18 protein-coding genes are annotated in these 23,617 nt (G+C 61.1%); 13 read left to right on the top strand and 5 right to left on the bottom strand.

The genetic code is table 11. The features are described from left to right. Positions 1-18 precede the first annotated feature (18 nt). The gene (locus tag IC231_RS08115; protein ID WP_190784048.1) at positions 19-555 is read left to right on the top strand and encodes a DinB family protein; all 537 of its coding nucleotides are present in this window, start codon (positions 19-21) and stop codon (positions 553-555) included. A 20-nt stretch (positions 556-575) separates the two neighbouring features. Here the strand turns inward: IC231_RS08115 and IC231_RS08120 are convergent, their stop codons facing one another. Together IC231_RS08120 and IC231_RS08125 are read right to left on the bottom strand one after the other, a co-directional pair. After that, positions 576-1,022: an acyl-CoA thioesterase gene (locus IC231_RS08120; RefSeq protein WP_190784049.1), complete on the bottom strand. Its 447-nt coding sequence runs from the start codon at positions 1,020-1,022 to the stop codon at positions 576-578. A gap of 45 nt (positions 1,023-1,067) precedes the next feature. Beyond that, positions 1,068-1,868 (bottom strand): class I SAM-dependent methyltransferase, encoded by an 801-nt coding sequence (locus IC231_RS08125; RefSeq protein ID WP_211538956.1) that lies wholly within the window; start codon positions 1,866-1,868, stop codon positions 1,068-1,070. A gap of 125 nt (positions 1,869-1,993) precedes the next feature. Between IC231_RS08125 and IC231_RS08130 the strand changes: the two genes are divergently transcribed. Continuing rightward, positions 1,994-2,377, top strand: a complete 384-nt coding sequence (locus IC231_RS08130) for a hypothetical protein (protein ID WP_190784050.1) — start codon at positions 1,994-1,996, stop codon at positions 2,375-2,377. Positions 2,378-2,938: 561 nt separating this feature from the next. Continuing rightward, entirely contained in the window at positions 2,939-6,652 is a 3,714-nt protein-coding gene (locus IC231_RS08135; RefSeq protein WP_190784051.1) for a T9SS type A sorting domain-containing protein, read from the top strand. A 72-nt stretch (positions 6,653-6,724) separates the two neighbouring features. Here IC231_RS08135 and IC231_RS08140 read toward each other — a convergent pair whose 3' ends face one another. Next, positions 6,725-8,602, bottom strand: a complete 1,878-nt coding sequence (locus IC231_RS08140; protein ID WP_190784052.1) for a CHRD domain-containing protein — start codon at positions 8,600-8,602, stop codon at positions 6,725-6,727. Between the two features lie 168 nt (positions 8,603-8,770). Between IC231_RS08140 and IC231_RS08145 the strand changes: the two genes are divergently transcribed. Further along, positions 8,771-9,247, top strand: a complete 477-nt coding sequence (locus IC231_RS08145; protein ID WP_190784053.1) for a nucleoside deaminase — start codon at positions 8,771-8,773, stop codon at positions 9,245-9,247. Between the two features lie 86 nt (positions 9,248-9,333). On the opposite strand, the gene ffh is transcribed toward IC231_RS08145, so the two are convergent. Further along, positions 9,334-10,683, bottom strand: a complete 1,350-nt coding sequence (gene ffh / locus IC231_RS08150; RefSeq protein ID WP_185886748.1) for a signal recognition particle protein — start codon at positions 10,681-10,683, stop codon at positions 9,334-9,336. Between the two features lie 209 nt (positions 10,684-10,892). On the opposite strand from ffh, the gene IC231_RS08155 reads away from it, so the two are divergent. Both IC231_RS08155 and pseB read left to right on the top strand, forming a co-directional pair. Beyond that, positions 10,893-12,227 (top strand): glycosyltransferase family 4 protein, encoded by a 1,335-nt coding sequence (locus tag IC231_RS08155; protein WP_211538957.1) that lies wholly within the window; start codon positions 10,893-10,895, stop codon positions 12,225-12,227. Between the two features lie 102 nt (positions 12,228-12,329). After that, positions 12,330-13,349, top strand: coding sequence for a UDP-N-acetylglucosamine 4,6-dehydratase (inverting) (gene pseB / locus IC231_RS08160; RefSeq protein WP_190784997.1), 1,020 nt, complete (start codon positions 12,330-12,332; stop codon positions 13,347-13,349). A gap of 82 nt (positions 13,350-13,431) precedes the next feature. Here pseB and IC231_RS08165 read toward each other — a convergent pair whose 3' ends face one another. Next, entirely contained in the window at positions 13,432-15,447 is a 2,016-nt protein-coding gene (locus IC231_RS08165) for a T9SS type B sorting domain-containing protein (protein ID WP_190784054.1), read from the bottom strand. 95 nt (positions 15,448-15,542) lie between these two features. On the opposite strand from IC231_RS08165, the gene pseC reads away from it, so the two are divergent. From pseC to IC231_RS08200, 7 genes are all read left to right on the top strand, one after another. Continuing rightward, positions 15,543-16,712: a UDP-4-amino-4,6-dideoxy-N-acetyl-beta-L-altrosamine transaminase gene (pseC, locus tag IC231_RS08170; protein WP_190784055.1), complete on the top strand. Its 1,170-nt coding sequence runs from the start codon at positions 15,543-15,545 to the stop codon at positions 16,710-16,712. A gap of 66 nt (positions 16,713-16,778) precedes the next feature. Next, the gene (locus IC231_RS08175; protein ID WP_262892757.1) at positions 16,779-17,504 is read left to right on the top strand and encodes a glycosyltransferase family protein; all 726 of its coding nucleotides are present in this window, start codon (positions 16,779-16,781) and stop codon (positions 17,502-17,504) included. Further along, positions 17,504-18,997 carry a UDP-2,4-diacetamido-2,4,6-trideoxy-beta-L-altropyranose hydrolase gene (pseG, locus tag IC231_RS08180; protein ID WP_190784057.1) on the top strand — a complete coding sequence of 498 codons (1,494 nt, stop codon included), beginning with the start codon at positions 17,504-17,506 and terminating at the stop codon, positions 18,995-18,997. The genes IC231_RS08175 and pseG overlap by 1 nt, the downstream gene beginning before the upstream one ends. 148 nt (positions 18,998-19,145) lie before the next feature. Then, positions 19,146-19,730, top strand: coding sequence for a DUF4328 domain-containing protein (locus tag IC231_RS08185; RefSeq protein ID WP_190784058.1), 585 nt, complete (start codon positions 19,146-19,148; stop codon positions 19,728-19,730). A gap of 45 nt (positions 19,731-19,775) precedes the next feature. Continuing rightward, entirely contained in the window at positions 19,776-20,816 is a 1,041-nt protein-coding gene (gene pseI / locus IC231_RS08190) for a pseudaminic acid synthase (protein ID WP_190784059.1), read from the top strand. An 8-nt stretch (positions 20,817-20,824) separates the two neighbouring features. Then, positions 20,825-22,129: a glycosyltransferase family protein gene (locus IC231_RS08195; protein ID WP_211538958.1), complete on the top strand. Its 1,305-nt coding sequence runs from the start codon at positions 20,825-20,827 to the stop codon at positions 22,127-22,129. 64 nt (positions 22,130-22,193) lie between these two features. Continuing rightward, the gene (locus tag IC231_RS08200; protein ID WP_190784060.1) at positions 22,194-23,561 is read left to right on the top strand and encodes a DUF7033 domain-containing protein; all 1,368 of its coding nucleotides are present in this window, start codon (positions 22,194-22,196) and stop codon (positions 23,559-23,561) included. Positions 23,562-23,617 lie beyond the last annotated feature (56 nt).

The following is a 23,617-nucleotide window of genomic DNA, read 5'->3' on the forward strand; positions in this document are numbered from 1 at the left end:
CTACCCTCGCCTTCCCACATGAATCACCGCCTGCATCTTCGCCTCGAGCAACTCGAACAAGCCACCGACCGCCTGCTGAAATCGGCCGAGGCGTTGGGCAGCAAGTCTCACCAGTCGCCGGGGCCGGGCCAATGGTCGGCGGCGCAGGTAGTGCAGCATCTGGTGGTTTCGGAAACCGGTATCTGCCAGTATCTCGACAAAAAGCTGCAGCAGTCTGAGGAGCTGGAGAAGGCCGGGCTGGGCCACACCCTCAAGTCCATGCTGCTACGCGTGTTGCTGCGCCTGCCTTTCACCCGCTTCAAGGCGCCGTCCCGGCTGGCTGAGCTGACGCCGGATCAGGTGGAATCATTGCCGCAACTGCGCGAGGAATGGCAGTCGGTGCGCCGCCGTCTGGAGCAGACCCTGAACGAATATCCGGGCAAGCTCCTGGACCGGGCCATTTTCAAGCACCCGCGCTCGGGCATGCTTACCATTTACCAAACCCTGGACTTCATGCTCGACCATGTGCTGCACCACCAGCGCCAGCTCGAGCGGATTGGCAAATCCTTGCAGTAGCCGCGCCGCTGCCGGGCTCACTACTTCTTTTCCCGAACGATATCAGCGTAGCTGGCGTGCCGCGTCATTTCGGTGAACGTAGCGGTTAGCTCCGGTGGCGGCACCGTGAGTTTGCGCAGCTTCAGATCCAGCCAGGCGCCATCAACAGCTACCACAGCGGCTTCGCGGCCATCGGCTTTGTAGAGGGTATGGACAATGCGCCAGCGGGAGCCATCGGCATTCAGCCCGCCCAGCTCTGCCGTCACGCGGATGGTTTCGCTCAGATGAATTTCCTTCAGAAAGCGGGTGTCTTCGCGGAACAGGATGGGGCCGATGCCCAGCTCCGCAAACCGGTGCATGGAAAAGCCTTGGTCGGCCAGGAAATCGAGACGTACCTGGGCGGCGTAGTCGGTGTAGGCAGAATGGCGCATATGCACGTTCGGGTCCATATCGGCCCAGCGCACTGTGAAGGTTTTGATATAGGTCATGGTTGCGGCAGAAATCAGGAAAAACGCAGTGGATGCGCGAACCGCTTAGGCGTCGCGCTCCATACGCACGGTGAGGCGCACAAGGTATTGCTGCTGCTCGTCTTCCCCCAGAAACTCCACTTCGTAGCCGGCGTCTTCAGCGTAATCCTGCACGATGCTGGCATCCGCGAAAAGCCACGGAAACTCGGCCCCGTGCTGCTCGCCGTACTGCATTGTATAGGTCACCTCGCCATAGTACGGCCCGTTCAGGTCAAACACCAAAGCGCCGTCTTCGTCTTCGTAGAGGTAGCTGATATCGGAGGACGTAGCGAGAATCTGGCCGCCGGGGGCCAGCATGGTGCGGGCATGGCGCAGAAATTTCTCCAGGCCCTGCAGTGTGCCCACCAGCCCTACGCCGTTCATGAGCATGAGCAGCGTGTCGTATTTCCCGTTGGCCAGAGCCGCGTCAAAAATATCGTGGCAGGCTACTTCCCGCACACCCCGCTCCTGCATCACCTGCACGGCGCCAGCTGAAATATCCACGGCTTTCACTTCAAAGTCGCGGCTTTGCAGCTCCAGCGCGTGGCAGCCGGCCCCGGCTCCCAGGTCCAGCACGCGGCCCCGGCATTCGTCCAGCGCCTGCCGCTCCAGTTCGGGCATTTCCCACAAGCTGCGGAAGAAATAGGCGGCCGGCAACGGCTCCTCTTCGGCTACGTTGCTATGGACGGTGAGGGAGGCATCCAGTTGCCCCCGCTGATAATCGAGCAGGGCGTGGCCAAGCGGGTCGGCGGCGGAAAGGTTGCTGGCGGGCATAAATTCGAAAGTCCGGGTGAGCCGGCTGCGGGCCGACGCCGCAAGGTACGGCATTGCCGGTAGTCGCTCACCGCCTGCGGCCCGGCCTGCGCACGAACTGAGGCGGAACAGGGCCCGCGTATCCTTCTGGCGCTGGGTTGCGTTTGGCTAGTATCCAAGCAGCTTTTGACGCAACTTCCATGTCTACCAATCTCGACTACCTCAACCCGAACCTTCTGCCGCTCGAAGACAAGGTCAACGCCTATCTGGCGGCGGAAAAAGACCTGCAAAGAGCCCAGGTGGAAGCAGTAAACCTGTCTTCTGAGCAGGCACAGGAAGCCGCAGCTGCCCAGCAGTTCGAGCAGCGCTCCGCCACCGGCAGCTTTCCTCAGCACGCGGAGGAGGTGCGGCAGAAGCGCCAGAATCTGCAAGAAGACCTAGCCCGGTTGCGCCAGGAAATCATCGAGTTGCTGCCCGTGCGCGACGAATGGGTTAAAGTGAATCTGGGCTATGGTCCCAGCCGCGTCGGCGCTTTCCTGGTACCGAATTCTGCGGGAGAGTACGAGCTGCGCGTTATCCAGTAAAGCCAGTCTCCGCGCGCTATACGGAACCACTGCGCACCAGAACAGACTTTCGCTGTTACCGGCACTCCCAGGGCAGCAATACGCGCATCAAAATTTTCAGCCCGGCAAAGCCCGGCTCGTCAGCCCCTTCGGGCTGACGAGCCGGGCTTTGCCGCTTTCCTGCCAGCCACCATCTCCCTGTATTGCCAGCTGGCGGTTTGTATTGGCGGGCATAGAGGCCATAAAAAATTAAGGCGAACCAACGGCCCGCCCCAATTCCACAACCAAAACACCTTAAAAAATATTCTTTCTCACCAATCTGTATCAACTATTGGGCCAAAGTGCCCTAGAGATTATACCACCAGTTGGAGCGCCTGTTTGCCTACGCTCAGTTCTATGTAGGCACACTTGATAAATCCACAAAACAATAACACTCCATTTATGTACTTAATAATAAATATGAGCTATAATTGCTCATATAACACTATACAAGTTGTATTTTATAAATAATATCATATCACTCACTTGGCCAAACAACAGGAATAATCATAAACCAACTCTTCAATTTTCCATTTCTTACGTATGAAAGCACTCTTTACCTTTTGGCAATCCGGGCCTTTCCTGAAGTGGCGCTCCTTTTTTATTATTCTGCTCTGGGGCCTTTTGTGCGCCCGTGGCCGGGCATATGCCCAGTTTCCACGGCTCGAAACGTTCCGCAACTCCACAGCAACGGGCTGGACCATCGGGGGTACTGCCTACCTCACCGATAACGGCACAACCGGCGGCGACGCAGCTGGCGAAGGCTATCTACGTCTGACACAGTCCACTACCTATCAGGCTGGCTATGCCATCGACAACAGCTCGTTCCCGGCGACGCAGGGATTCAGCATTTCCTTTGAATATTTTGCCTACGGCGGCACCACGCCCGGCGCAGATGGTTTCAGCGTGTTCCTGATTGATGGCAGCACGCAAACCTTCAATATCGGAGCATCGGGCGGCTCGCTCGGCTACGCGCAGAAGACCGGTATTCCGGGCGTCAGCAATGGCTATATCGGTATTGGGATTGATGAGTGGGGCAACTACTCAAACCAGACGGAAGGCCGCAATGGCGGTATCAACTCCGGCAACCTCACGCCTGACGCAGTGGCTATCCGGGGGGCGGGCAACGGCGCGGGTACCGACCAGTACCCTTATCTGACCGGCACCCAGTCGCTGCCGTTCAGCCTCGATGTGGCAACAGCCCGGGCACAGAACGGCTCCCCCGACTATCGGCGGGCGTTTATTGACGTCATTGCGTCCGGTGGTACCTACCGCATCACTATCCGCATTCAGCACGGCTCCGATGTCACGACTACCATCAGCAACTATGTTGTATCGGCACCACCGAGCACGCTGCGTGTTGGCTTTAGCGGCGCCACCGGCGGCAGCACCAACATTCATGAAATCCGCAATCTGCAGATTGTGCTGCCGCCCGTAGCGGCCAACGACCAGGCCGTTACGCTGCTGGATACCAACGTTTCGTTTGATGTAGTGAGCAACGACCAGGCCCCGGGCAGCAGCATTGACGCCGCTTCCGTTGATCTGAACCCCAGCCAGTCGGGCATCCAGAGCACTTATACGGTGGCCGGAGAAGGTACCTTCAGCGTCAATGCGTCCGGCGTGGTCACCTTCGACCCAACCCCCACGTTTGCCGGGGTTGTCCGGATTCCGTACCGCGTCAACTCCATCCTGAATTCGACCTCCAACCTGGCCAACCTGACCGTGCGGGTGGCAACCACCTGCGCTACGCCGGGCAAGGACGGACCGGGCACGCTCACTACCGGCTCGGTGCTGAACACCTATTATCCTGGCGCGGCCAGCGTGGCGGCAGGCAGCAGCGCACTAACTGTAGGGGCAGCCGCTGCCGGCACTACCCCCATTTCGGCCGGCGACCTGGTGCTGCTGATGCAGATGCAAGGAGCCACCATCACGACGGCCAACGATGCGTCTTATGGAGCAAATAATGCCACTGGCACCGGCAACTCAACCACCGACTTCACGGCCGGGCAGTATGAGTATGGTATTGCTGCCGCCGACGTCCCCCTCACCGGAGGTACGCTCCAGCTGGTCGGTGGTCTTACGCGCGGCTACCAGAACCTCGACTATGACGACGCAAGCAACCCCACCGGTCAGCGCCGCTTCCAGGTGATTCGGGTACCGCAATTCTCTGACTTGGATGTGAGCGGCACAGCGGCGGGCACGCCCGCCTGGAACGGTAGCACCGGCGGCGTGCTGGCCCTGGACGTTGCGGGCCTCACTTCGTTTGCCAGCGGCGCAGCAGTTGACCTCACGGCCAAAGGATTCCGGGGCGGTGGCGGGCGCATTACTGATGGCAGTACTACTGCCCTAGCCTCCGACTACCGAAGAGGCAATTCGGGGGCGCATGGCGCGAAAGGGGAAGGCACGGCTGGCACACCGCAGTTTGTATACAACGGTACCGGCATCGTGAATGGCGGCCTTGCGGGGTACCGGAATGGCTTTACGGGCCGGGGCGCGCCGGGCAATGCCGGTGGCGGCGCCGTGGATTTCGCGCCGATTACGAACTCCGGCAATGCCGGTGGAGCAGGCGGCGGCAACGCCGGTACAGGCGGCAGCGGGGGCTACGGCTTTGGCTCGGGCGGTACGGGCGCGCAGGCGCTGGGTGGCGCAGTAGTTGCGCTGGCCAATACTACCCGCATTACGCTGGGTGGTGGCGGCGGGGCCGGTTCAGCAAATGGTGCTGGCTCCGGCAACAGCAATTTTGCGGCGGCCAGTGGTGGCCTGGGCGGCGGTATTCTACTCCTGCGGACCGGCTCGGTGAGCGGTACCGGCACTCTGCGTGCCAATGGCGGCAATGCCCCCGGCACCGCAGCAGCGCAGGAAGGCGCCGGAGGCGGGGGCGCCGGAGGCAGCATCGTGGTGCTGGCTAACCTGACATCCGGCCTGAGCAACCTGACGCTGCAGGCCAACGGCGGCACCGGCGGCAGCGCCAACACGGCAGCTGCCGACAACTACGGCCCCGGTGGCGGCGGCGGCGGCGGCTTCATCTATACGAATGGTGCCGCCACCACCTCGGTGGCAGGCGGCACGGCCGGGCGTACTTCCAGTGGCAATAGTGCCTTTGGAGCTACCAGCGGCAGTGCGGGCACCTCTTCTACTACTGCCGGACGGGGTATACCTTATACCATTGCCGGTGCCGGTGGTTGTCTGCCAGAGCTCAACACTACGCTGGCGACCAGCACCCCTACCCTCACTCGTAGTGGCGGTACGGGCAGCAGCGTAGCACCTGCCACCTACTCCCTGACTATCTCCAACACGGGAGGCGGCTCGGCTATGGGTGTGGCAGCACGCGTAACATTACCTGCCGGGCTGTTTGGCTACGACGCGTCCGGCCCCACCACCGTTACTATTCGGCGGGCCGATGGCAGCACGTTCACGCCTACCGGCTACACCACACCGACCAATGGCACCAACACGCCTGCTTTCGGCAATATCTTTCTGCCCAGCGACGCGACCCTGCTGATTTCGTTCCGGGCTACCGTAGCGGCCAATGCGTTGGATGAGGTATTTTACCAGGCCAGTGCCACCGTTACCTACGCCGACCCTACCCGCGACCAAGCTGCCAGCATCGTCAGCCCCGGCGGAACCTACTCCAGCGGCGGCCCGGTGGAAGGCTCCAACTACGCCAGCGCCAGCAATACCACTGAGGACGTGCGCATTGCCCGCCCGCTGCCTGTCGAGCTGGTCATTTTTGAAGCCAAGGCATCCGGCACCGATGCCCTGCTGACTTGGGTAACTGCATCCGAAAAAAACAATGCCCGCTTCGAAGTGGAACGCTCCCTCAACGGCACGGCCTTCGAGCGAATTGGCACTGTGCAGGGCCAGGGCACTACTTCCCGCCGCACCAGCTACCGCTACACCGACGGTGGCGTGGGCAAGCTCGGCCTGCAGGTGGTGTACTACCGCCTCCGGCAAGTAGATACCGACGAAGGCTCGTCGCTGAGCCCGGTGCGAGTGGCAACGTTCAAAGCTGGCAAAGGCGTCGTGAGCCTCTACCCCAACCCGGCCCCGGCTCAGGCCACCCTGGATCTGACTGGCCTGCCGGCCGGCGCTTATCAGGGTGAAATTCTGGACCTGACCGGCCGCCGTATTCAGACACTGTCGTTGCAGGGCGCTACCATCCAGGAGTTGCAGCTCACCAACCTGCCGGCCGGCACCTACCTGCTCAGCCTGCGCGGCCAGGGCCAGAACCTGATGCTGCCGCTGGTACATAAATAGTAACAGGGCACCACGCAAATCAAAAAAGCCTGCCGGATATGTTCCGGCAGGCTTTTTTGATTTGCTATTCCTCTACTGCTTCACAATTCTGCTCACCAGCTTGCTGCCGGCTACTTCTACTGTGAGCAAGTAGACCCCAGGCGCTACGCCCGGCAGGCTTATCGTCTGGCGGTTGGCGCCAGTGCGCACGGCCAGTACCTGGGTAGCTACCGTGCGGCCGAGCAGGTCGGCTACTACCAGCGTGCCACTACCAGCGCTACGGGCTTCAAACGTAACTGTGGCCGTTTCCTGCACCGGGTTCGGGAACGTAGCGAAGCTTTCCGCTACCAGCGCCGCGGGCTGCGTCGAGAGTACCACGCTCAGGTCGCGGGCGCCGCGGAACACCTGCCCCCGGATTTCACCACTCGGGTTGGCCGCCGTGTGCAGGTTCACATATACACTGTCGCGGCGGAACTGCAGGGCCCGACGGGCGGTAAAGGGACGGGCGGCATTAGGAGCCGGATTGGCAGGTAGCCAGAACCCTTCTGCCGCGCTGGGCAGCGTAGCCGAATCAAAGAACGGCATCAGGTCGAAAACTACCGGCCCGGCCTGCGTGCGCAACCCGGTATGGAAGTGTCCCATGGTAGCGGGGCCACTCAGGCCGCCCCAGGCCATGCTGAAGTGCACATTGCTCTGGTCCCGGTCCATGCTCACAAAACCGGAGCCGTAGCCAGGGCTGGTAACCGGCGTGGGCCGCTCCTGCGCGCCATTGAGCGAGAAAACATAGCCCTCACGCGCCAGCCGGTACACCTGCCCCCTGATTTCGCCATTGGGGTTGGCCGCCGTATTGAACACCATATTCACTCCTCCCTGCAGAAACAGGTTCACCGCCGCTGTGTTGAGGCCCGTCAGGCTGACGGAAAAGGCGTTGGCTGTACCAGCCGGAATGGTAACGGTAGTGAGTGGCGTAGCCGGATTTGCCTGCCCGGCATCGGCCTGGAACAGGGTAAGGCTGGTAGGAGCACTGCTCAGGCCGGTGTGCGCCACAAAAATGCGCAGCGTATCGAACGTGGAATTGAGCCGCAGGAACGAAACCGCCTTGGCCGTTGAGGTAACGGCCGGCACCATCTGAGCGCCATCGAAGCGGGCGTCGTGGCTCAGGTAGCGGGCATCCCGAATCAGTTGCCCCCGGATTTCACCGCCGGGGTTGGCGGCGGTGTGCACGTTGATGTAGATCTGACCAGCCAGCATGGCCGTTACGATGGCCGGCGTCGGCGTTACTTCGCCCTCAATCACATTGCCGGCCACAAACGGCATCAGATCCAATACCACCGGACCCGCCACGCCCGTGGCGCCCTGATGGAAATGTGCCATCGTAATGGGGCCGCTCAGCCCCGCTACCACCACCCGAAACTTCAGCTTGTCCTGGTTCTGGGCAAGATTGAAAGTACCGATGCCCACGGCCGCCGTCGTGACGGGCGGCACTTCCTGCGCCCCCGACAGCGACGCCACGAACTCCTCGTCCTTCTCAATCTCAATCTGGCCCCGGATTTCACCGGCCGGGTTGGCCGCCGTGTGAATATTGATGTAGTAGCCGCCGCGCAGGTACCGGTCCAGCTTGGTGCGGTCAATATCCGCCCCAGTCAGGTAACCCTGGATCCGGTTGCCCCGGATAAAGCGAAACAGGTCTGTTACGACCGGTCCGGCCACGCCCCGAAAGCCAAGGTGCGTATGCGCCATCGTGACCGGCCCGCTCAAGCCATTAAACGCGCCAGAAATAAACAGTGTGTCGCGCGTATTATTCAGCGTGAAGCTGACAGCGCCGCGCGCCGCAGTAGCAACGGCTGGTACTTCTTGGCTCCCGCTCAGGGAGGCTCCCAGCAGCAAATGTGGGCGCTGATGGTCAGCAAAGACGGTGCTACTGCTCAGCAAAGCGCACAGCAGCAGCAAGCGAGTAAGAAGTTGTTTCATGGAGGTAGTTGATAAATGATGGACAAAAGCCAACGACTACATTGGCTACTCGTTGATAACTACCGATTCGCTGCTTTAGAGTTATGTATAAAATTGCGTCCTTCGCAGCCCCCTTCGTTTTTAGCCCATTTACGTGGGTGTTTTATTGCCTTTCCTCCCCTCATTCCTATGGAAGCTCCCAACCCCGATTTCATGCGCGAAGCCATTCGCCTTTCCGTTGAAAAAATGCAGGCCGGTCACGGCGGCCCGTTTGGTGCCGTCATCGTGCGCGACGGTAAAATCATTGCCCGCGGCTTCAACCAGGTTACGAGCACCAACGACCCCACCTGCCACGCCGAGGTAGACGCCATCCGCAAGGCCTGCGCCGTGCTCGGCACCTTCCAGCTCGACGACTGCGACCTGTACACGTCCTGCGAGCCGTGCCCCATGTGCCTGGGCGCCATCTATTGGGCCCGCCCGCGCCGCGTGTTCTACGGCAACACCAAAGCCGACGCCGCTGCCATTGGCTTCGATGACCAGTTCATCTACGACGAAATCGAGAAGCCTCTCGACCAGCGCCGCCTCTCCATGACCGAGCTGCTCCGCGACGAAGCTAGCGCCGGTTTCCGCGCCTGGGAGCAAAAAGAAGGCCGCACAGACTACTAAGTACGAAGCAGACTCAAACCCAGTAAAAGCAAGAGCCCCGAACGATGTCGTTCGGGGCTCTTGCTTTTCGATTAGGTATCTACCAGTTACCGCAGCGGACCTTTCATGCCCATCATGCGGGCCATCTGCTGCATGCCGCCTTTGGTCTGGCTCATTTTGTTCATAGTGCGCATCATTTTGCGCATGTCCTCGAACTGCTTCATCAGGTTGTTTACCTGCTGAATGTCGGTGCCGGAACCTTTGGCGAGACGGCGGCGGCGGCTGCCGTTCAGCAACTCCGGCTGGGCACGCTCGGCCGGCGTCATGCTCTGGATAATGGCTTCAATTGGCTTGAAGGCGTCATCGTCAATGTCCACGTCCTTGATGGCCTTGCTCATGCCCGGAATCATACCCACCAGATCCTTCAGATTACCCATCTTCTTGATCTGCTCCAGTTGCGAGAGGAAGTCGTCGAAGTTGAACTGGTTTTTGCGGATCTTCTGGTTGATGCGCTTGGCTTCCTCCTCGTCGAACTGCTGTTGCGCACGCTCTACCAGGCTGATAACGTCGCCCATGCCCAGGATGCGCTGGGCCATCCGGTCGGGGTAGAACAGGTCGAGGGCCTCCATCTTCTCGCCCGTCGAGATGAACTTGATGGGCTTCTCCACCACCGCCCTAATCGAAAGGGCCGCACCACCGCGCGAGTCGCCGTCGAGCTTGGTAAGTACCACGCCGTCGAAGTTCAGCCGGTCGTTGAAGGTTTTGGCGGTATTCACGGCGTCCTGGCCGGTCATTGAGTCCACCACGAACAGCGTTTCGCTCGGGTTGATGGCCCGCTTCACCGCTTCAATTTCGTTCATCATCTGCTCGTCCACGGCCAGGCGGCCGGCGGTATCGATGATGACGACCTTCTTGTTGTTTTTGCGCGCAAACTCGATGGCGTTCTGCGAAATCAGCACCGGATTCTTGTTTTCCGGCTCCGAATATACCTCCACGCCTATCTGCTCGCCCAGCACTTTCAGCTGGTCAATAGCGGCGGGGCGGTACACGTCGCAGGCCACCAGCAGCACGTTGCGGCCCTGCTTTTTGATGTGGCTAGCCAGCTTGCCGGCAAACGTGGTTTTGCCCGAGCCCTGCAGGCCCGACAGCAGTACCACAGCCGGCTCGCCCTTGATGACGATATCCTGCTTCTCGCCGCCCATGAGCTGGGTCAGCTCATCATACACGATTTTGGTCATCAGCTGGCCCGGCGACACGCTGATGAGCACGTCGCGGCCCATGGCCTCTTCCTTGATTTTATCGGTTACTTCCTTGGCTACCTTGTAGTTTACGTCGGCATCGACAAGGGCACGGCGGATTTCCTTTACGGTAGCCGCCACGTTGATTTCGGTGATGCTGCCCTGGCCTTTCAGAGTTTTGAAGGCGCGGTCGAGCTTGGTACTGAGGTTATCGAACATCGGGTGATGTGCTGAGTATTAACGAACTACTATACTGGCGCTGCCGGGTTCCTGGAGCAGAAGGCTGGCGCAGCAACTGACTTGCCTTCCAACGGCAGACTACCGCCGGGAGCGGATTGCCGCGTTGATTGGCTTCCCAAAAGTAACCAGAAAACCCCGAAAGGCCACGTCTATGTACCTTCGCGCTTCTCCTGCTAGTTTGTCTGCCCGTGTCTGCTGCCCGTCCGCTTCGTTTGCTTGTCATCACCTACTACTGGCCGCCTTCGGGCGGGGCCGGCGTGCAGCGCAGCCTCAAGTTCGTGAAGCACCTGCCCGCGCTGGGTGTCGAGCCAACGGTCATTACCGTCGACCCCGAAAAAGGCGCGTATCCGGTGCTGGACCACTCGCTGGCGGCCGAAGTACCGGCCGGAGTGCGCGTAATCCGCACCGATACCTCGGAGCCGTTTGGGAGCTACAAGAAGCTCACGGGCCGCCAGCAGATTCCGTACGGCGGCTTTGTGGGCGAAAGCAAAACCAGCCTCACGCAGCGGTTTTTCAAGTTTGTGCGCGGCAACCTGTTTATTCCGGATGCCCGCCGCGGCTGGAACCGCCACGCCCTGCGGGCCGTGGCCGACCTACTGGCGCAGGGCGAACAGTTTGATGCCGTACTCACCAGCTCGCCCCCCCACTCTACCCAGCTGATTGGGCTGGAGCTGAAGCGCCGCTATGGCCTGCGCTGGCTTGCTGACCTGCGCGACCCGTGGACCGATATCTACTACCATCACGAGCTGAACCAGACGCCGCTGGCCCGTCGCCTCGATGCGCGCTACGAACGCCAGGTGCTGGAGCTGGCCGATATCGTCCTGACTACCAGCGCCGACACACGCCGCCTGTTTCTGGAAAAGTCAAAGGCGCTGCGGCCAGAGAAGTTTCACGTGCTGCCCAATGGCTACGACGAAGCCGACTTTCAGGCGCCTTCTGCCCCTCCCACTGATGCGCTGCTCATCACGCACACCGGCACCATCTCCGAAACCTACCATATTGAGTTGTGGCTGAGTGCGCTGGCCGAGTGCCGCCGCCGCCACCCTGCGGTGCCGCTGCGGCTGCGTTTCGTGGGCAAAGTGTCGGAGGAAGTGCAACGGCAGGTGGAGGTGAACGGCCTGCTGGACTGCACCGAACTGGTGCCCTTTGTGCCACATGATGAGTCAGTAGGCTATTTGCGGCGGGCCACGGTGCTGCTGATGGCTATTCCGGATGTGCCGCACAACCTAGGCATCCTGCCAGGCAAGGTGTTCGAGTATCTGGCGGCCAACAAGCCCGTTATCTGCATCGGCCCGGCCGGCTCCGATGCCGACCGGCTCTTGCGCGAGTGTGGGGCCGGGCAAGCCTTCCCCTACGGCGCCTACGAGGCCATGCTGGAGCATCTGGAGGCCTTAGTAGCGCAATGGCGCGTCAATCCCAACCTCGATTTGCCCACGCTCAGCCACGCCCGCTACTCGCGCCGCGCCCTCACCGAGCAGCTGGTAGCGCTGGTGTGTGGGAGTCTGGCGCCGGCCAGCAACTAAGAAACACGATGCCCACTGGCCGGATTATCTGCGGCCCTAACCGCGCAATCATTACTTTTGCCCTCCCTATTTTGCCAGCCGGGCGTCAACGGCACTTCTCTTTTGGCTCTCGACCTCAACCACAAATCTATTCTGGTAACCGGCGGCACCGGTTCGTTCGGTAAGCAGTTCGTGCAGACCGTGTTTGAGAAATTTCCGCAGGTGAAGCGCCTGGTGGTGTACTCGCGTGATGAGCTGAAGCAGTACGAAATGTCGCAGACGTTTCCGCAGAGCCAGTACCCGGCCATCCGCTACTTCATTGGCGATGTGCGCGACGGCGAGCGGCTGAAGCGGGCCTGCGAAGGCATCGACATCATTGTGCACGCCGCCGCCCTCAAGCAGGTGCCCGCCGCCGAGTACAACCCGATGGAGTGCATCAAAACCAACATCTTCGGGGCCGAAAACGTGATTAACGCTGCCCTCGACTGCGGCGTGCAGGAAGTAGTAGCGCTGAGCACAGATAAGGCCGCCGCCCCCATCAACCTCTACGGCGCTACCAAGCTCTGCTCTGATAAGCTGTTTGTGGCGGCCAACAACATGAAAGGCGCCCGCGACCTGCGTTTTTCGGTGGTGCGCTACGGCAACGTAATCGGCTCCCGCGGCTCGGTGGTGCCGTTTTTCCTGCAGCGCCGCGAAACCGGCGTGCTGCCCATCACCCATCCTGGCATGACCCGCTTCCACATCTCGCTGGAACAGGGCGTGGACCTGGTGCTATATGCGCTGGAACACAGTTGGGGCGGCGAAATCTTCGTGCCCAAGATTCCGAGCTACATTATTACGGAGGTAGCTAAAGCCATTGGCCCGAACTGCCGGCAGGAAATTGTGGGCATCCGGCCCGGCGAGAAGCTGCACGAGGAAATGATAACCGAAACCGATGCGCTGAGCACGGTGGAGTTGGCCAAATACTACGTGATTCTGCCCTTCACGCCGCAATGGGACGTGGAGAAGTTTATTGCCCACTTCAACGGCAAACGGGTGCCCGAAGGCTTCCACTACGACTCGGCCAACAACGATGAGTGGCTGAGCGCCGAGCAGATCCGGGAGGAAATCCGGCTGCACGTTGACGCCGAGTTTGCGGTGTAACGGATTCCCTACTCCTGTAAAGAAGAAGGCCGCTTTCCTCACTGGAAGCGGCCTTCTTCATGTACTTACGGGCATTCTGTCCCTATCGGCTCACTTCCATCCAGCCTTTGTGCTGCTGTCCGGTAGCAGCATGGTGGAGCAGGTAGTAATAGACACCTTCGGGCTGCCCGGTGGCATTCCAGCTGTTGTCGTAGCCAGCTTTCCGGTACACCTGCCGGCCCCAACGGTTATATATTTCAATATTCCAGTCGGAGGCTTTCAGGCCTTTTAGCACAAAACATTCATTCTGTGCGTCCTGGTTGGGCGTGATAATGTTAGGCAGATTGGTGAAATCGGGCACGTTGGGCGAACCGGCACAATTGGCTTGCGTCACTATCAGCTCGTCGGTAGCCGCGCAGCCACTGGGGCTGGTCACAGTAACGCTGTATATGCCGGCAGTAGTGGCCGTAAGCTCGGCGGCAGTGCTGCCATTCTGCCACCTGAAAGTGCTGCCTGCCGGTTGTGGACCTGGGCTGAGCACTTGGGTTTCGCCGGCGCACAGCCTCACGTCGGGCCCCAGATCAACGACCGGGCGCGGCCTAACCTGCACCGTTTGAGTAGTGGAGTACTGCCGGCCACCAGCCGCTGTCACGATTAGCGTCACGGTGTAGATGCCGGCGGTTTGGTACTGATGCGCAGGTGCCTGGCCGCTGGCAGTATTCAACGGGCCCGATGCCGGGTCGCCGAAATTCCAGGCGTAGGCAGTGGCAGTCACAAACGGGCTGAGTGAGGAACTCAGCTGCACGGCCGTACCGGCACAGGCAGGTTGGACGCTGATACTGCCGGAGCCTGCTACCACGACGGGTAGCAGGTTCAGGTCGTTGGTGGCACGAGGCAGCCCAGCCAACGTAATAGCGCCCGTTGTGAGGACAAGCGCAGTGTCGCGGTACCTGGTTGCGCTACCCAAAGCGTTGGGCGACTCGAATCGTCCTACCCGGTTGACGAGGGTGCTCGCATGGTAGATACGCCCGTCAGGCCCCAATTGCAGGTTATTACCGGCGCCAGACTGCTTTGCCCCGGCAACGGGGCGCGCCACCACCACCCGGGAAGCAGCCACTGCCGCCGGCGACCCCGCATTCAGATTATACTGCCAGATTTCGCGGCTGGCCAGCGTATCAACGTACAGGCGAGAACCGTCCGGAGAAAATTCCAGTCCGCCAGTGCCGCCAGACCATCTACTGGGGGCAAGCTTGTAGCGGGCAGTATCCGGAATAATGTAGGCACTGGCAATACGCCCGCTTCGGTTATCAAACTCTGCCACTTCCTGGTAGGGCAGGCGGACTCCGTTGAAATTGCCGCGTGCATCAACCAGAAAGCAGAAAAAGCTGCAGGCCAGCCGGCGTCCGTCCGATGAAGCCTTTATCAGTCCGCCCGGATTTACCATCGGCAGACGCCGGCCGACCGGGTTTACTGTAATGACGGGCTGCGGGTGCACGCCGGTATCGTTGAGCAGGAAGCTGAGGTAATTCTGCTGATCTGTCTTTATGATTAACCACATATCCCGTCCATTGGCATGCCGGACGGCAGCAATGTCGGTTGCAGCCAAGCCCTGATTACCAGTAACAGTTCCCTGAGGCAGTTGTATCAGACTGTCTCGGGCTACTACTTCTCCCAGGCCTCCCTGCCGACGCATATCCACCACAAAATAGGTGAGGTTGGGCGGCGGGTAATTTGTGGTCAACCCGATATCCACCCAGTGCTTAGGGGTGAATACATAGTAGCGCCCCGGCCGGCCGGGCTGGGGCAGCGCCATTACTTCATATCCGAAATATACAGGTCCGCCGAGTTGCCCTCCGACCATCAGCTGAAAATTGCGGTTCAGGATTCGGTTGCCTTCTGCTATAAACTGCAGCGTACCGGCACTATCCGAAACGGAGCAGACATCCCGGTACAGGTCTGGCGCGCCTAGGGGAAGTGGGGCGGCCGCGCCACTCAAAAAGCTTATCCCGGCTCTATTGCCAAAATACCAGTTGTAATACTCCCGTTGCGCCAGAGCTTCGGGCTGCAACCAGCCACAAAGCAGACCGAGCAGCAGGCTGATGCGGCATAGTTGTTTCATATAGCCAACCTAATATTCTGATAGCAACAGATACTGGTAAAACTAACCGAAACCAGGAAGTATGCAATGCCGCCTAGTTGCGTATTTTTGCCCTCATGCCCACTTTCCAGCCCCACCGTCCCATTGCCTACGGCCGCCAGCACATCACTGATGAAGATGTGCGGGCCGTGGTGGAAACCCTGCACTCCGACTACCTCACGCAGGGGCCAAAAGTGGCCGAGTTCGAGCAGAAGTTCGCCGAGTACATCGGAGTAGGCTACGCGGTAGCCGTGAGCAACGGTACGGCGGCGCTGCACCTGTGCGCGCTGGCGCTGGGTGTGCAGCCGGGCCAGCGCGTCATTACCACGCCCATCACCTTCGCGGCCTCGGCCAACTGCGTGCGCTACTGCGGCGGTGAGGTGCATTTCGTGGATATTGACCCCACCACGGCGCTGATTGACTTACACGCGGTGCGCCGGCTGCTGGAAAGCCAGCCCAAAGGCTACTTCCACGGCCTGATTCCGGTGGATTTTGCCGGGCTGCCGGTGAACCTGGAAGAAGCCCGGCAGCTGGCCAATGAGTTTGGCCTCTGGATTATTGAGGATTCGTGCCATGCACCGGGCGGCTCTTTAACCGACTCGCAGGGCCGGGAGCAGCGCTGCGGCAACGGGCAGTTTGCCGATCTGGCCATCTTCAGCTTCCACCCCGTCAAGCACATTGCCACGGGCGAAGGCGGCATGATTACGACCAACCGCGAGGATCTGTACCGGGAGCTGCTGAAGCTGCGCACGCACGGCATCACGAAAGATCCGGCCCAGATGAGCCGCAACGACGGCGGCTGGTACATGGAAATGCAGGAGCTGGGCTACAACTACCGCATGCCCGATATGCTCTGCGCGCTGGGCATCAGCCAGCTGACCCGCGCCGAAGCCGGCCTGGTCCGCCGCCGCCAGCTGGCCGCTCGCTACGATGCCGTCTTTGCCGAAATGCCCTCCGTGCAGCCGCTGGCCGGCGCGTCCGGCCACGCTTACCACCTCTACGTGATTCAGGTGCCGGACCGCAAAGGCCTGTATGATGCGTTGCGCGAGCGGCAGATTTTTGCGCAGGTGCATTACATTCCGGTGCATACCATGCCCTACTACCAGGGACTGGGCTGGCAGCCCGGCAGCTTTCCGCTGGCCGAGCACTACTATGCGCACTGCCTCAGCATTCCGCTGTTCCCGAGCCTGACCGATGAGGAGCAGCAGTACGTTATTGACTGTATTCGGGAGTTTGTGGGCGACTAAGTGCATGAATGAAGTAACAGAACTGCTGCATCTACCGGCCCGTCTACCCACTTACTCGTTCACCCATTGAAGAAAGTTGGCATTATTTCGCAGGCTCGCATGACGAGTACCCGCCTGCCGGGCAAGGTGTTGCTGCCGGTGGCAGGCAAGCCCTTGCTCCACTATCATGTAGAACGGCTGCAGGCCAGCGGCCTGCCACTTTACATTGCCACCACGAGTAATGCCACCGATGATCCGCTGGCTGCTTTTGCCTACACTTCCGCCCTTCCTTGTACCCGCGGCGACGAACACGACGTGCTGAGCCGCTACCAGCAGTGCGCAGCGCAGCATGAGCTGGACGTAATTGTGCGGGTGACATCGGACTGCCCGCTGCTGGACGGCGAGGTGCTGGCCAAGGGCGTGCGCGACTATCTGCTGGCCAACGACCCGCACCTGTACCTGTCCAATGTGCTGGAACGCACCTTCCCGCGCGGCTTCGATTTTGAGGTTTTCTCGCGGGAGCTGCTGGAGGAAGCTTTTGAGCAAGCCACACTGCCCTCCGACCGGGAGCATGTCACGCCGTATATTCACCAGAACCGCTCGGGCCGCGTGCGGTTTCGGCATATCATGCGCCCCAACGACCGTAGCAGCTACCGCCTCACCGTGGACACCGCCGAGGATTTCGAGTTGGTGCGGCAGCTGATTGAATCCCATGGGGCAGCTACGCTTTCCGCCGACTCGCTGATTGCGCTGCTGGACCAGCACCCGGAACTGGTGGCGCTGAATGCTCACATCGAACAGAAAAAGCTCTGATGCCTCTCCCCCGCCTGCTCCTGCGCGCCGATGGCAATTCCCACATTGGGCTGGGCCATGTGATGCGGCTGCTGGCGCTGGCTGAAATCCTGCGTGACGAGGCCGCCGAATGTCTGTTTCTGGTTCGTGAGCCCAGTCCGGAGCTGCAAGTCCAGCTCACCGAGGCCGGCTGCGCGGTGCTGACAGTGCCGGTACAGCCGCTGGCCGAAGAGGCAGCCTGGCTGGTACGTCACATTCTGCTCGCCACTGATGTGCTGGTGCTGGATGGCTATGCCTTCACTTACAGCTACCAGAATACGGTGCGCGGTGCGGTAGCCCGCCTCGTGTACCTGGATGACCTGCACAGCTTTCCGTTGGCCGCCGATGTAGTACTGAACCCGGCCGGCGGCCTCAGCCTCACCCACTACGACCTGCGCCAGCCAGGTGCCCGCCTGCTGGTGGGCCCTGCTTATGCGCCGTTGCGGTCTGCCTTCCGCCAGGCTTCCTCATGGCCCGCCTCTACGGCTCTGCCCGACACGGTAATGGTGTGCCTCGGCGGGGCCGACCCTACGCACCAGACGCGGCATGTAGCAGCGGCGCTGCTGGCCTTGCCTTCCGTAGCGCAGGTGCATGCCGTGCTGGGCAGCGCCTATTCCGGCTGGGACGAGCTGCATAGCTGGGCAACACAGCAGCCGCGCCTCACCCTGCACCGCAGCCTGTCGGCGGCTGAGCTGGTGGAGCTAATGCGCCGCTGTGGAGCGGCAGTGTGCTCGCCCAGCACCGTCAGCTACGAGTATTGCGCGGCGGGTGGCGGCCTGCTGCTGCTGCTGCCCGTGGCCGACAATCAGCACGATATCAACCAGTATTTGCGCGCCACTGGCCTGGCCCTGCCCTACCCCAGTGCCCCGAATGTGCTGACCTCGGCGGAAGCAGGCAGGCTTGCGGCACAGCTGCGGCTGCGGCAGCGGCAGGTGTTCGACGGCCTTGCACCAGTACGGCTCCGGCAGGAGTTTCGGGCAATGCAGCTCCTGGCTCCGCCGTTTCACCTGCGCCCGGTTCGCCCCACCGATTCGGCCCAGCTGCTGGCCTGGACCAACGACCCAACCGTTCGGCAGCACTCCTTCAACCCCAATCCCGTACCACAACCTGCACACGAGCAATGGTTTGCGGCCCGCCTCGAAGACCCCAACAGCCTGCTCCTGGTGGCCGAAGACGCCGCCAGCGGCCAGCCGGTGGGACTCATCCGGTTTCAGGCAGAGGGTACAGAGGCCACCCTCAGCTACCTGCTTGATGCCGCTTACCGGGGCCGGGGACTGGCGCCGCTGCTGCTACTGGCCGGCACCCGCATGGCAGTGCACTTTTTTGCGCGGGTGCGACAGATAGTCGGGCATGTGCAAACAGCCAACGTGGCGTCGGTGAAGGCCTTTGAGCGAGCTGGCTACCATCAGTCGGCCAAGCCGCTCACACCAGCTCCAGATTCCGTTTCGTTTGTTTGGGAAGCTGCGGAAGTTTAACCTTCTTTAAAGGTTCTCCCTGCTCTATACCCTAGCTACCCCAACGATTCGTGATAACTCGGGCCGCGGCCAGCAGGCCCTGTATGGCTTTATGGGCCTTGGCCTTTTGCTTATTGCCTCCGCTATCCTACAGGTTATCTACAGCTTCATGCTGGGCACTTCAGAACCCGATTCTACTACCATCGAGGGAATGGCTGCGCTGGTAAATATGCTGTCCATAACCGAGCTGGGAGTTACCATTCTGAGTGCCATTGCGTTTATCCGCTGGATGCGGCGCGCCTACTACAACCTGGGGGCACTGGGAGTTGGGATGGAATATGTGGACAGCTGGGCGGTCAGCGCCTGGATTGTGCCGATTGTCAGCCTACACCGGCCGTACACCATCATGCGCGAAATCTGGCAGAAAACCCAGCGCATGGCCTACGGCGAAGTCACCTCTCATCATTTGCTGCGGTTATGGTGGGCTCTTTTCCTATTGCATAGCTGCACAGGCCTTATCACCTCGGCGGTGGCCCGGCAGACTACTACTTACGAAGGGCTACGGGCCCAACTACTGCTGATGGCTGGTCTGTCGCTTATAGACCTTTTGGGAGTAGTGGCCGTTATTCAGGTGATTCGGCGAGTGACAGACTTTGAGCAGCAGTTGCAACTGCAGGCACAGGTGCTACACCTCGGCGGCACGGCACCCGAAGCACTGAACCCCGGTGCCACGGCCGAAGAACTGTACGCCTAAGGCCGGGGGCGTGGTGCTTCGGTGCGGCCTTCGTTTCTTTGCAGCATGAACATCTCCTTTGGCTCCCGCCTCGTGGGCCCCGACCAGCCCCCGCTCATCATAGCGGAGCTTTCCGGCAACCACAACCAGGACCTCAGCCGCGGCCTGGCCATTGTGGATGCTATGGCCGCCGCTGGTGCCCACGCCATCAAGCTCCAGACCTATACCGCCGATACCATGACGCTGCCCGGCGCCTACCGCATCGACGACCCCAACTCTTTGTGGTTTGGCCGGGAGCTGCACGAGCTGTATCAGGAAGCCCATACGCCCTGGGAATGGCACAAGCCGCTGTTCGACCGCGCCCGGCAGCACGGCATGCTGGCGTTCAGCTCGCCTTTCGATGAAACGGCCGTCGATTTTCTGGAAACCCTCGACGTGCCGGCCTACAAGATTGCCTCGTTCGAAAATACCGACTGGCCGCTGCTACGCCGGGTGGCCGCCACCGGCAAGCCCGTAATTATGAGCACTGGTGCCAGCACGCTGGCCGAGGTAGCCGAGGCCGTGCAGGTGTTGCGCGCCGCCGGCTGCCGGGAGCTGGTGCTGCTGAAATGCACCAGCACTTACCCCGCCACGCCCCAAAACACCAATCTGCGCACGCTACCGCACTTTCAACAACTGTTTCCCGACGCTTTGGTGGGTCTCTCCGACCACACCATGGGTGTGGGCGCGGCCGTGGCGGCTGTGGCCCTAGGCGCCTGCGTAGTGGAGAAGCACGTGACGCTGCGCCGGGCCGATGGCGGCGTGGATTCGGCCTTTTCGCTGGAGCCCGAAGAAGTGGCGCAGCTTGTGACCGAAACTGAGCGCGCCTGGCAGGCCCTGGGCCAGATTCAGTATGGTGTGCAGCGGGCCGAGGAAAAAAGCCGCCTCTACAAACGCTCCTTATATGTAGCGCAGGATATTGCCGCCGGCGAAGTCTTCACCAAGGATAACCTGCGCGTGGTGCGCCCCGGCGACGGTCTGCCGCCCCGCTACTACGACCAGCTGCTGGGCAAGCCGGCCCGCCAGGAACTGCGCGCCGGCACCGCGCTGACATGGGACGCGCTGTAACGCCGGCCATGCCTGATTCTGCCGTTCCGCCCACTCCCGCCGCCCGCCTGCACGACATTCTGCAGTTGCGGTTCACGTCCCTGTTTGCGGCCCTGCCAGCCCGGATGCTGGAGCCTATTTCGCCGGCTAATCCGCTGAAACGGTTGCTGAAAGTGGCGGGCTACGCCGGGCTGCGGCTGGTCGGCAATATGTTCCGGCCCGTCCGAAACCCGGAAAACCTGCGCGGCGCAGTGTGGCTATACGCAGTGAGCCAGAACAACTACGATTCCCTGTATTTTCTGCGGGAGACCCGGCCCGATTCGGTGCTGATAGCCGGGCAGAGCAAGGAAATCGGGCGCTACAACGGACAGGTAAACCGGCTGTCGTTGCGGCGCAAGCTACTGTATTACGGGCAGCTGCCGGAGGTATACCGGGCGTTGCGGCACACGGAGGGCGAGCGGGCCTGGCGGTTTTTCGATTTGATTTTCAACGCCATCGGCTACTACGAGGTGTACCGGCGGGCGCTGCGCCACTACCGGCCGCGGGCTGTGGTGTTTGCCAACGACCACAACGACGACGCCCGCGCCCTGCTGGTGGCCTGCCACGCCGAAGGCGTGCCCACGGCCTACGTACAGCACGCCAGTGTCAGTACCAACTTCCCGCCCCTGGGGTTCGACCTGAGCCTGCTGGAAGGCCAGGATGCGCTGGACAAATACCGGCAGTGCGGGCCGGTGCGCGGCCGCGTGGCGCTGGTAGGAATGCCCAAAGCAGACTCCTTTCTGGCCCGAAAGAACCAGAATACGCGGGTGCAGCGCGTAGGCGTAGCCTGCAACACGCTGGATACCACCGAGGCTATTACCGAAACCCTGGCCTACCTGCTGGGCGAGTTTCCGGACCTCACCTTCACCTTCCGCCCCCACCCCGGCGACCAGCGCGACTTCGCGTTTCTGCGGCGGCAGCACCCGCAGCTGCAGTTCTCCGATGCCCGCCAGCAGAACGTATTTGAGTTTCTGCAGCAGCAGGATGCGCTGGTGGCCGCCGACACCAGCACCCACCTCGAAGCCACGCTGCTGAATCTGGCGAGTGTCTATTTCCGCTTCGGCACCCACGCCGTGGCCGACGACTACTATGGCTATGTGGCGCACGGCTTGGTGCCACGCGCCGCCAAGCTACCGGAGCTGGCAGCCCTGCTGCGCGGCTATCAGCAGCACAAACCGCTGGATCTGTACCGCAAAGCCGCCTACTACAACGCCACCCTCGGCACTCCCGACGAAGGCCACAGCCAACGGCGCGCCGCGCGCCTGCTGGATGAGTGGCTGGAAACTGTAGCTTGAGCTGACAATCTTCTTTTAGGCTCCAAAGTCCGGTACTTTACTGGCTTACTTCTCTGCCGAAACTATGCTTCCGCCGCTGCCTCCTGTCGTTGCTACCACGCCTGAAAGCCGGCTGGCGTACGTGCTGCACCACTTCTGGCAGGCCTACAATGGCCGACCGGAAGTAACTATCGGCTACGCGGCCACGCAGCCGCAGGTGGAAATGGCGGAGGCAGCCGGCACTTTTTTCAGCGAAACCAACCCCTACCCGGCCGCCCCTGGCTGGCGCGACTGGCACGGGCAGCGCCTGCCGTTCTTCTTCGACCCGCACCCCGACAAGCCGCTACTGGAGCTGTTGCCCGCCGGCCGGGCGCGCATCAATGCCGATGTTGTGTCGGCGGCGTTTTACCTGCTCAGCGGCTGGCAGGAGTTTTTCTCCGACGAGCGGGACCAACACGACCGTTTTCCGTTTGCGGCCAGCGTGCAGCACCGCTATGGTTTCGTGGCCGTGCCGGTCGTTAATTATTACTTCGACGTGCTGAAAACGGCCGTGGAACATGCTACAGGCCAGCCAATGCCGCCGCGTCGCTGGGCGGGTGGCGCGCCCTTCGCCACCTTCGTTACGCATGATATTGACAGTTTGCACGGCGCCTGGAAAGCACCGGCCAAGGCTGCCCTACGGCGCCACGACTGGCTGAGTTTCGGGCGGCAGCTGTTGCAGCACTTCACCCAACCCGATACCTGGGACAACTTGGAACTAGTGCAGCGCACGGTAGCGGAGTTTGGGGCGAAAAGCACATTCTTTTTCCTGCCTGAGCACCAAAAAGATGCCAACGGAACCCCCAATGCCGATTATCTAGCCGCAACTGTTCGTCAGCGCGCTACGCAACTGGTGAAAACCGGGTCTGAATTAGCGGTGCACGGGAGCATAGGCACCTGCGTTGATGCCCGAAAACTGCGCAAACAGCGCGCCCGGATACCCGGAAAAGTACTTGGCAACCGGTTTCATTACCTGTACTGGGAGCCGCGCCTTACTTCTGCCGTGCTGACGGAGGCCGGAATAGCCTACGATTCCACGCTGGGTTTCGCCGAGCATTACGGCTTCCGCAACTCCTACTGTTTACCGTTTCAGCCGTTCGATTTCCAGACCGGCAAGCCTTGCGACTTCCTGGAAATCCCGCTCAATGTCATGGATGCCACGCTGCACCACCCCAACTACCTGCAACTGGCCCCCGACGAAATTCTGCCGGCCCTGACGCCCATGTTCCGGGAAATCGAGCGGTTCGGAGGCGTCTGTACGCTGCTCTGGCACAACGACCACTTTGACCCCGCCAACGAAAGGACCGGCCCACGCCAGTTCGCCGAGCTGATGCAGTACCTTCGCAGCCGTAACACGGCCTTCGTCAACGGCCAAGATGTAGTGGATTGGTGCAGTGCTGGATTGGTGGATTGAGCGTTTGACGCTGAATTCCCCCGTTCCGCCTTGCTAAATCCGCCACGTTGTAATCC

This window comes from Hymenobacter duratus (assembly GCF_014698995.1).
In the GTDB taxonomy this organism is placed as follows: domain Bacteria; phylum Bacteroidota; class Bacteroidia; order Cytophagales; family Hymenobacteraceae; genus Hymenobacter; species Hymenobacter duratus.

Excerpts from the sequence above, each read along its gene's own strand:
- IC231_RS08115 (WP_190784048.1), top strand. The coding sequence starts at position 19 with ATGAATCACCGCCTGCATCTTCGCCTCGAGCAACTCGAACAAGCCACC.
- IC231_RS08120 (WP_190784049.1), bottom strand. The coding sequence starts at position 1,022 with ATGACCTATATCAAAACCTTCACAGTGCGCTGGGCCGATATGGACCCG.
- IC231_RS08125 (WP_211538956.1), bottom strand. The coding sequence starts at position 1,868 with ATGCCGTACCTTGCGGCGTCGGCCCGCAGCCGGCTCACCCGGACTTTC.
- IC231_RS08130 (WP_190784050.1), top strand. The coding sequence starts at position 1,994 with ATGTCTACCAATCTCGACTACCTCAACCCGAACCTTCTGCCGCTCGAA.
- IC231_RS08135 (WP_190784051.1), top strand. The coding sequence starts at position 2,939 with ATGAAAGCACTCTTTACCTTTTGGCAATCCGGGCCTTTCCTGAAGTGG.
- IC231_RS08140 (WP_190784052.1), bottom strand. The coding sequence starts at position 8,602 with ATGAAACAACTTCTTACTCGCTTGCTGCTGCTGTGCGCTTTGCTGAGC.
- IC231_RS08145 (WP_190784053.1), top strand. The coding sequence starts at position 8,771 with ATGGAAGCTCCCAACCCCGATTTCATGCGCGAAGCCATTCGCCTTTCC.
- ffh (WP_185886748.1), bottom strand. The coding sequence starts at position 10,683 with ATGTTCGATAACCTCAGTACCAAGCTCGACCGCGCCTTCAAAACTCTG.
- IC231_RS08165 (WP_190784054.1), bottom strand. The coding sequence starts at position 15,447 with ATGAAACAACTATGCCGCATCAGCCTGCTGCTCGGTCTGCTTTGTGGC.
- pseC (WP_190784055.1), top strand. The coding sequence starts at position 15,543 with ATGCCCACTTTCCAGCCCCACCGTCCCATTGCCTACGGCCGCCAGCAC.
- pseG (WP_190784057.1), top strand. The coding sequence starts at position 17,504 with ATGCCTCTCCCCCGCCTGCTCCTGCGCGCCGATGGCAATTCCCACATT.
- IC231_RS08185 (WP_190784058.1), top strand. The coding sequence starts at position 19,146 with ATGCTGGGCACTTCAGAACCCGATTCTACTACCATCGAGGGAATGGCT.
- pseI (WP_190784059.1), top strand. The coding sequence starts at position 19,776 with ATGAACATCTCCTTTGGCTCCCGCCTCGTGGGCCCCGACCAGCCCCCG.
- IC231_RS08195 (WP_211538958.1), top strand. The coding sequence starts at position 20,825 with ATGCCTGATTCTGCCGTTCCGCCCACTCCCGCCGCCCGCCTGCACGAC.
- IC231_RS08200 (WP_190784060.1), top strand. The coding sequence starts at position 22,194 with ATGCTTCCGCCGCTGCCTCCTGTCGTTGCTACCACGCCTGAAAGCCGG.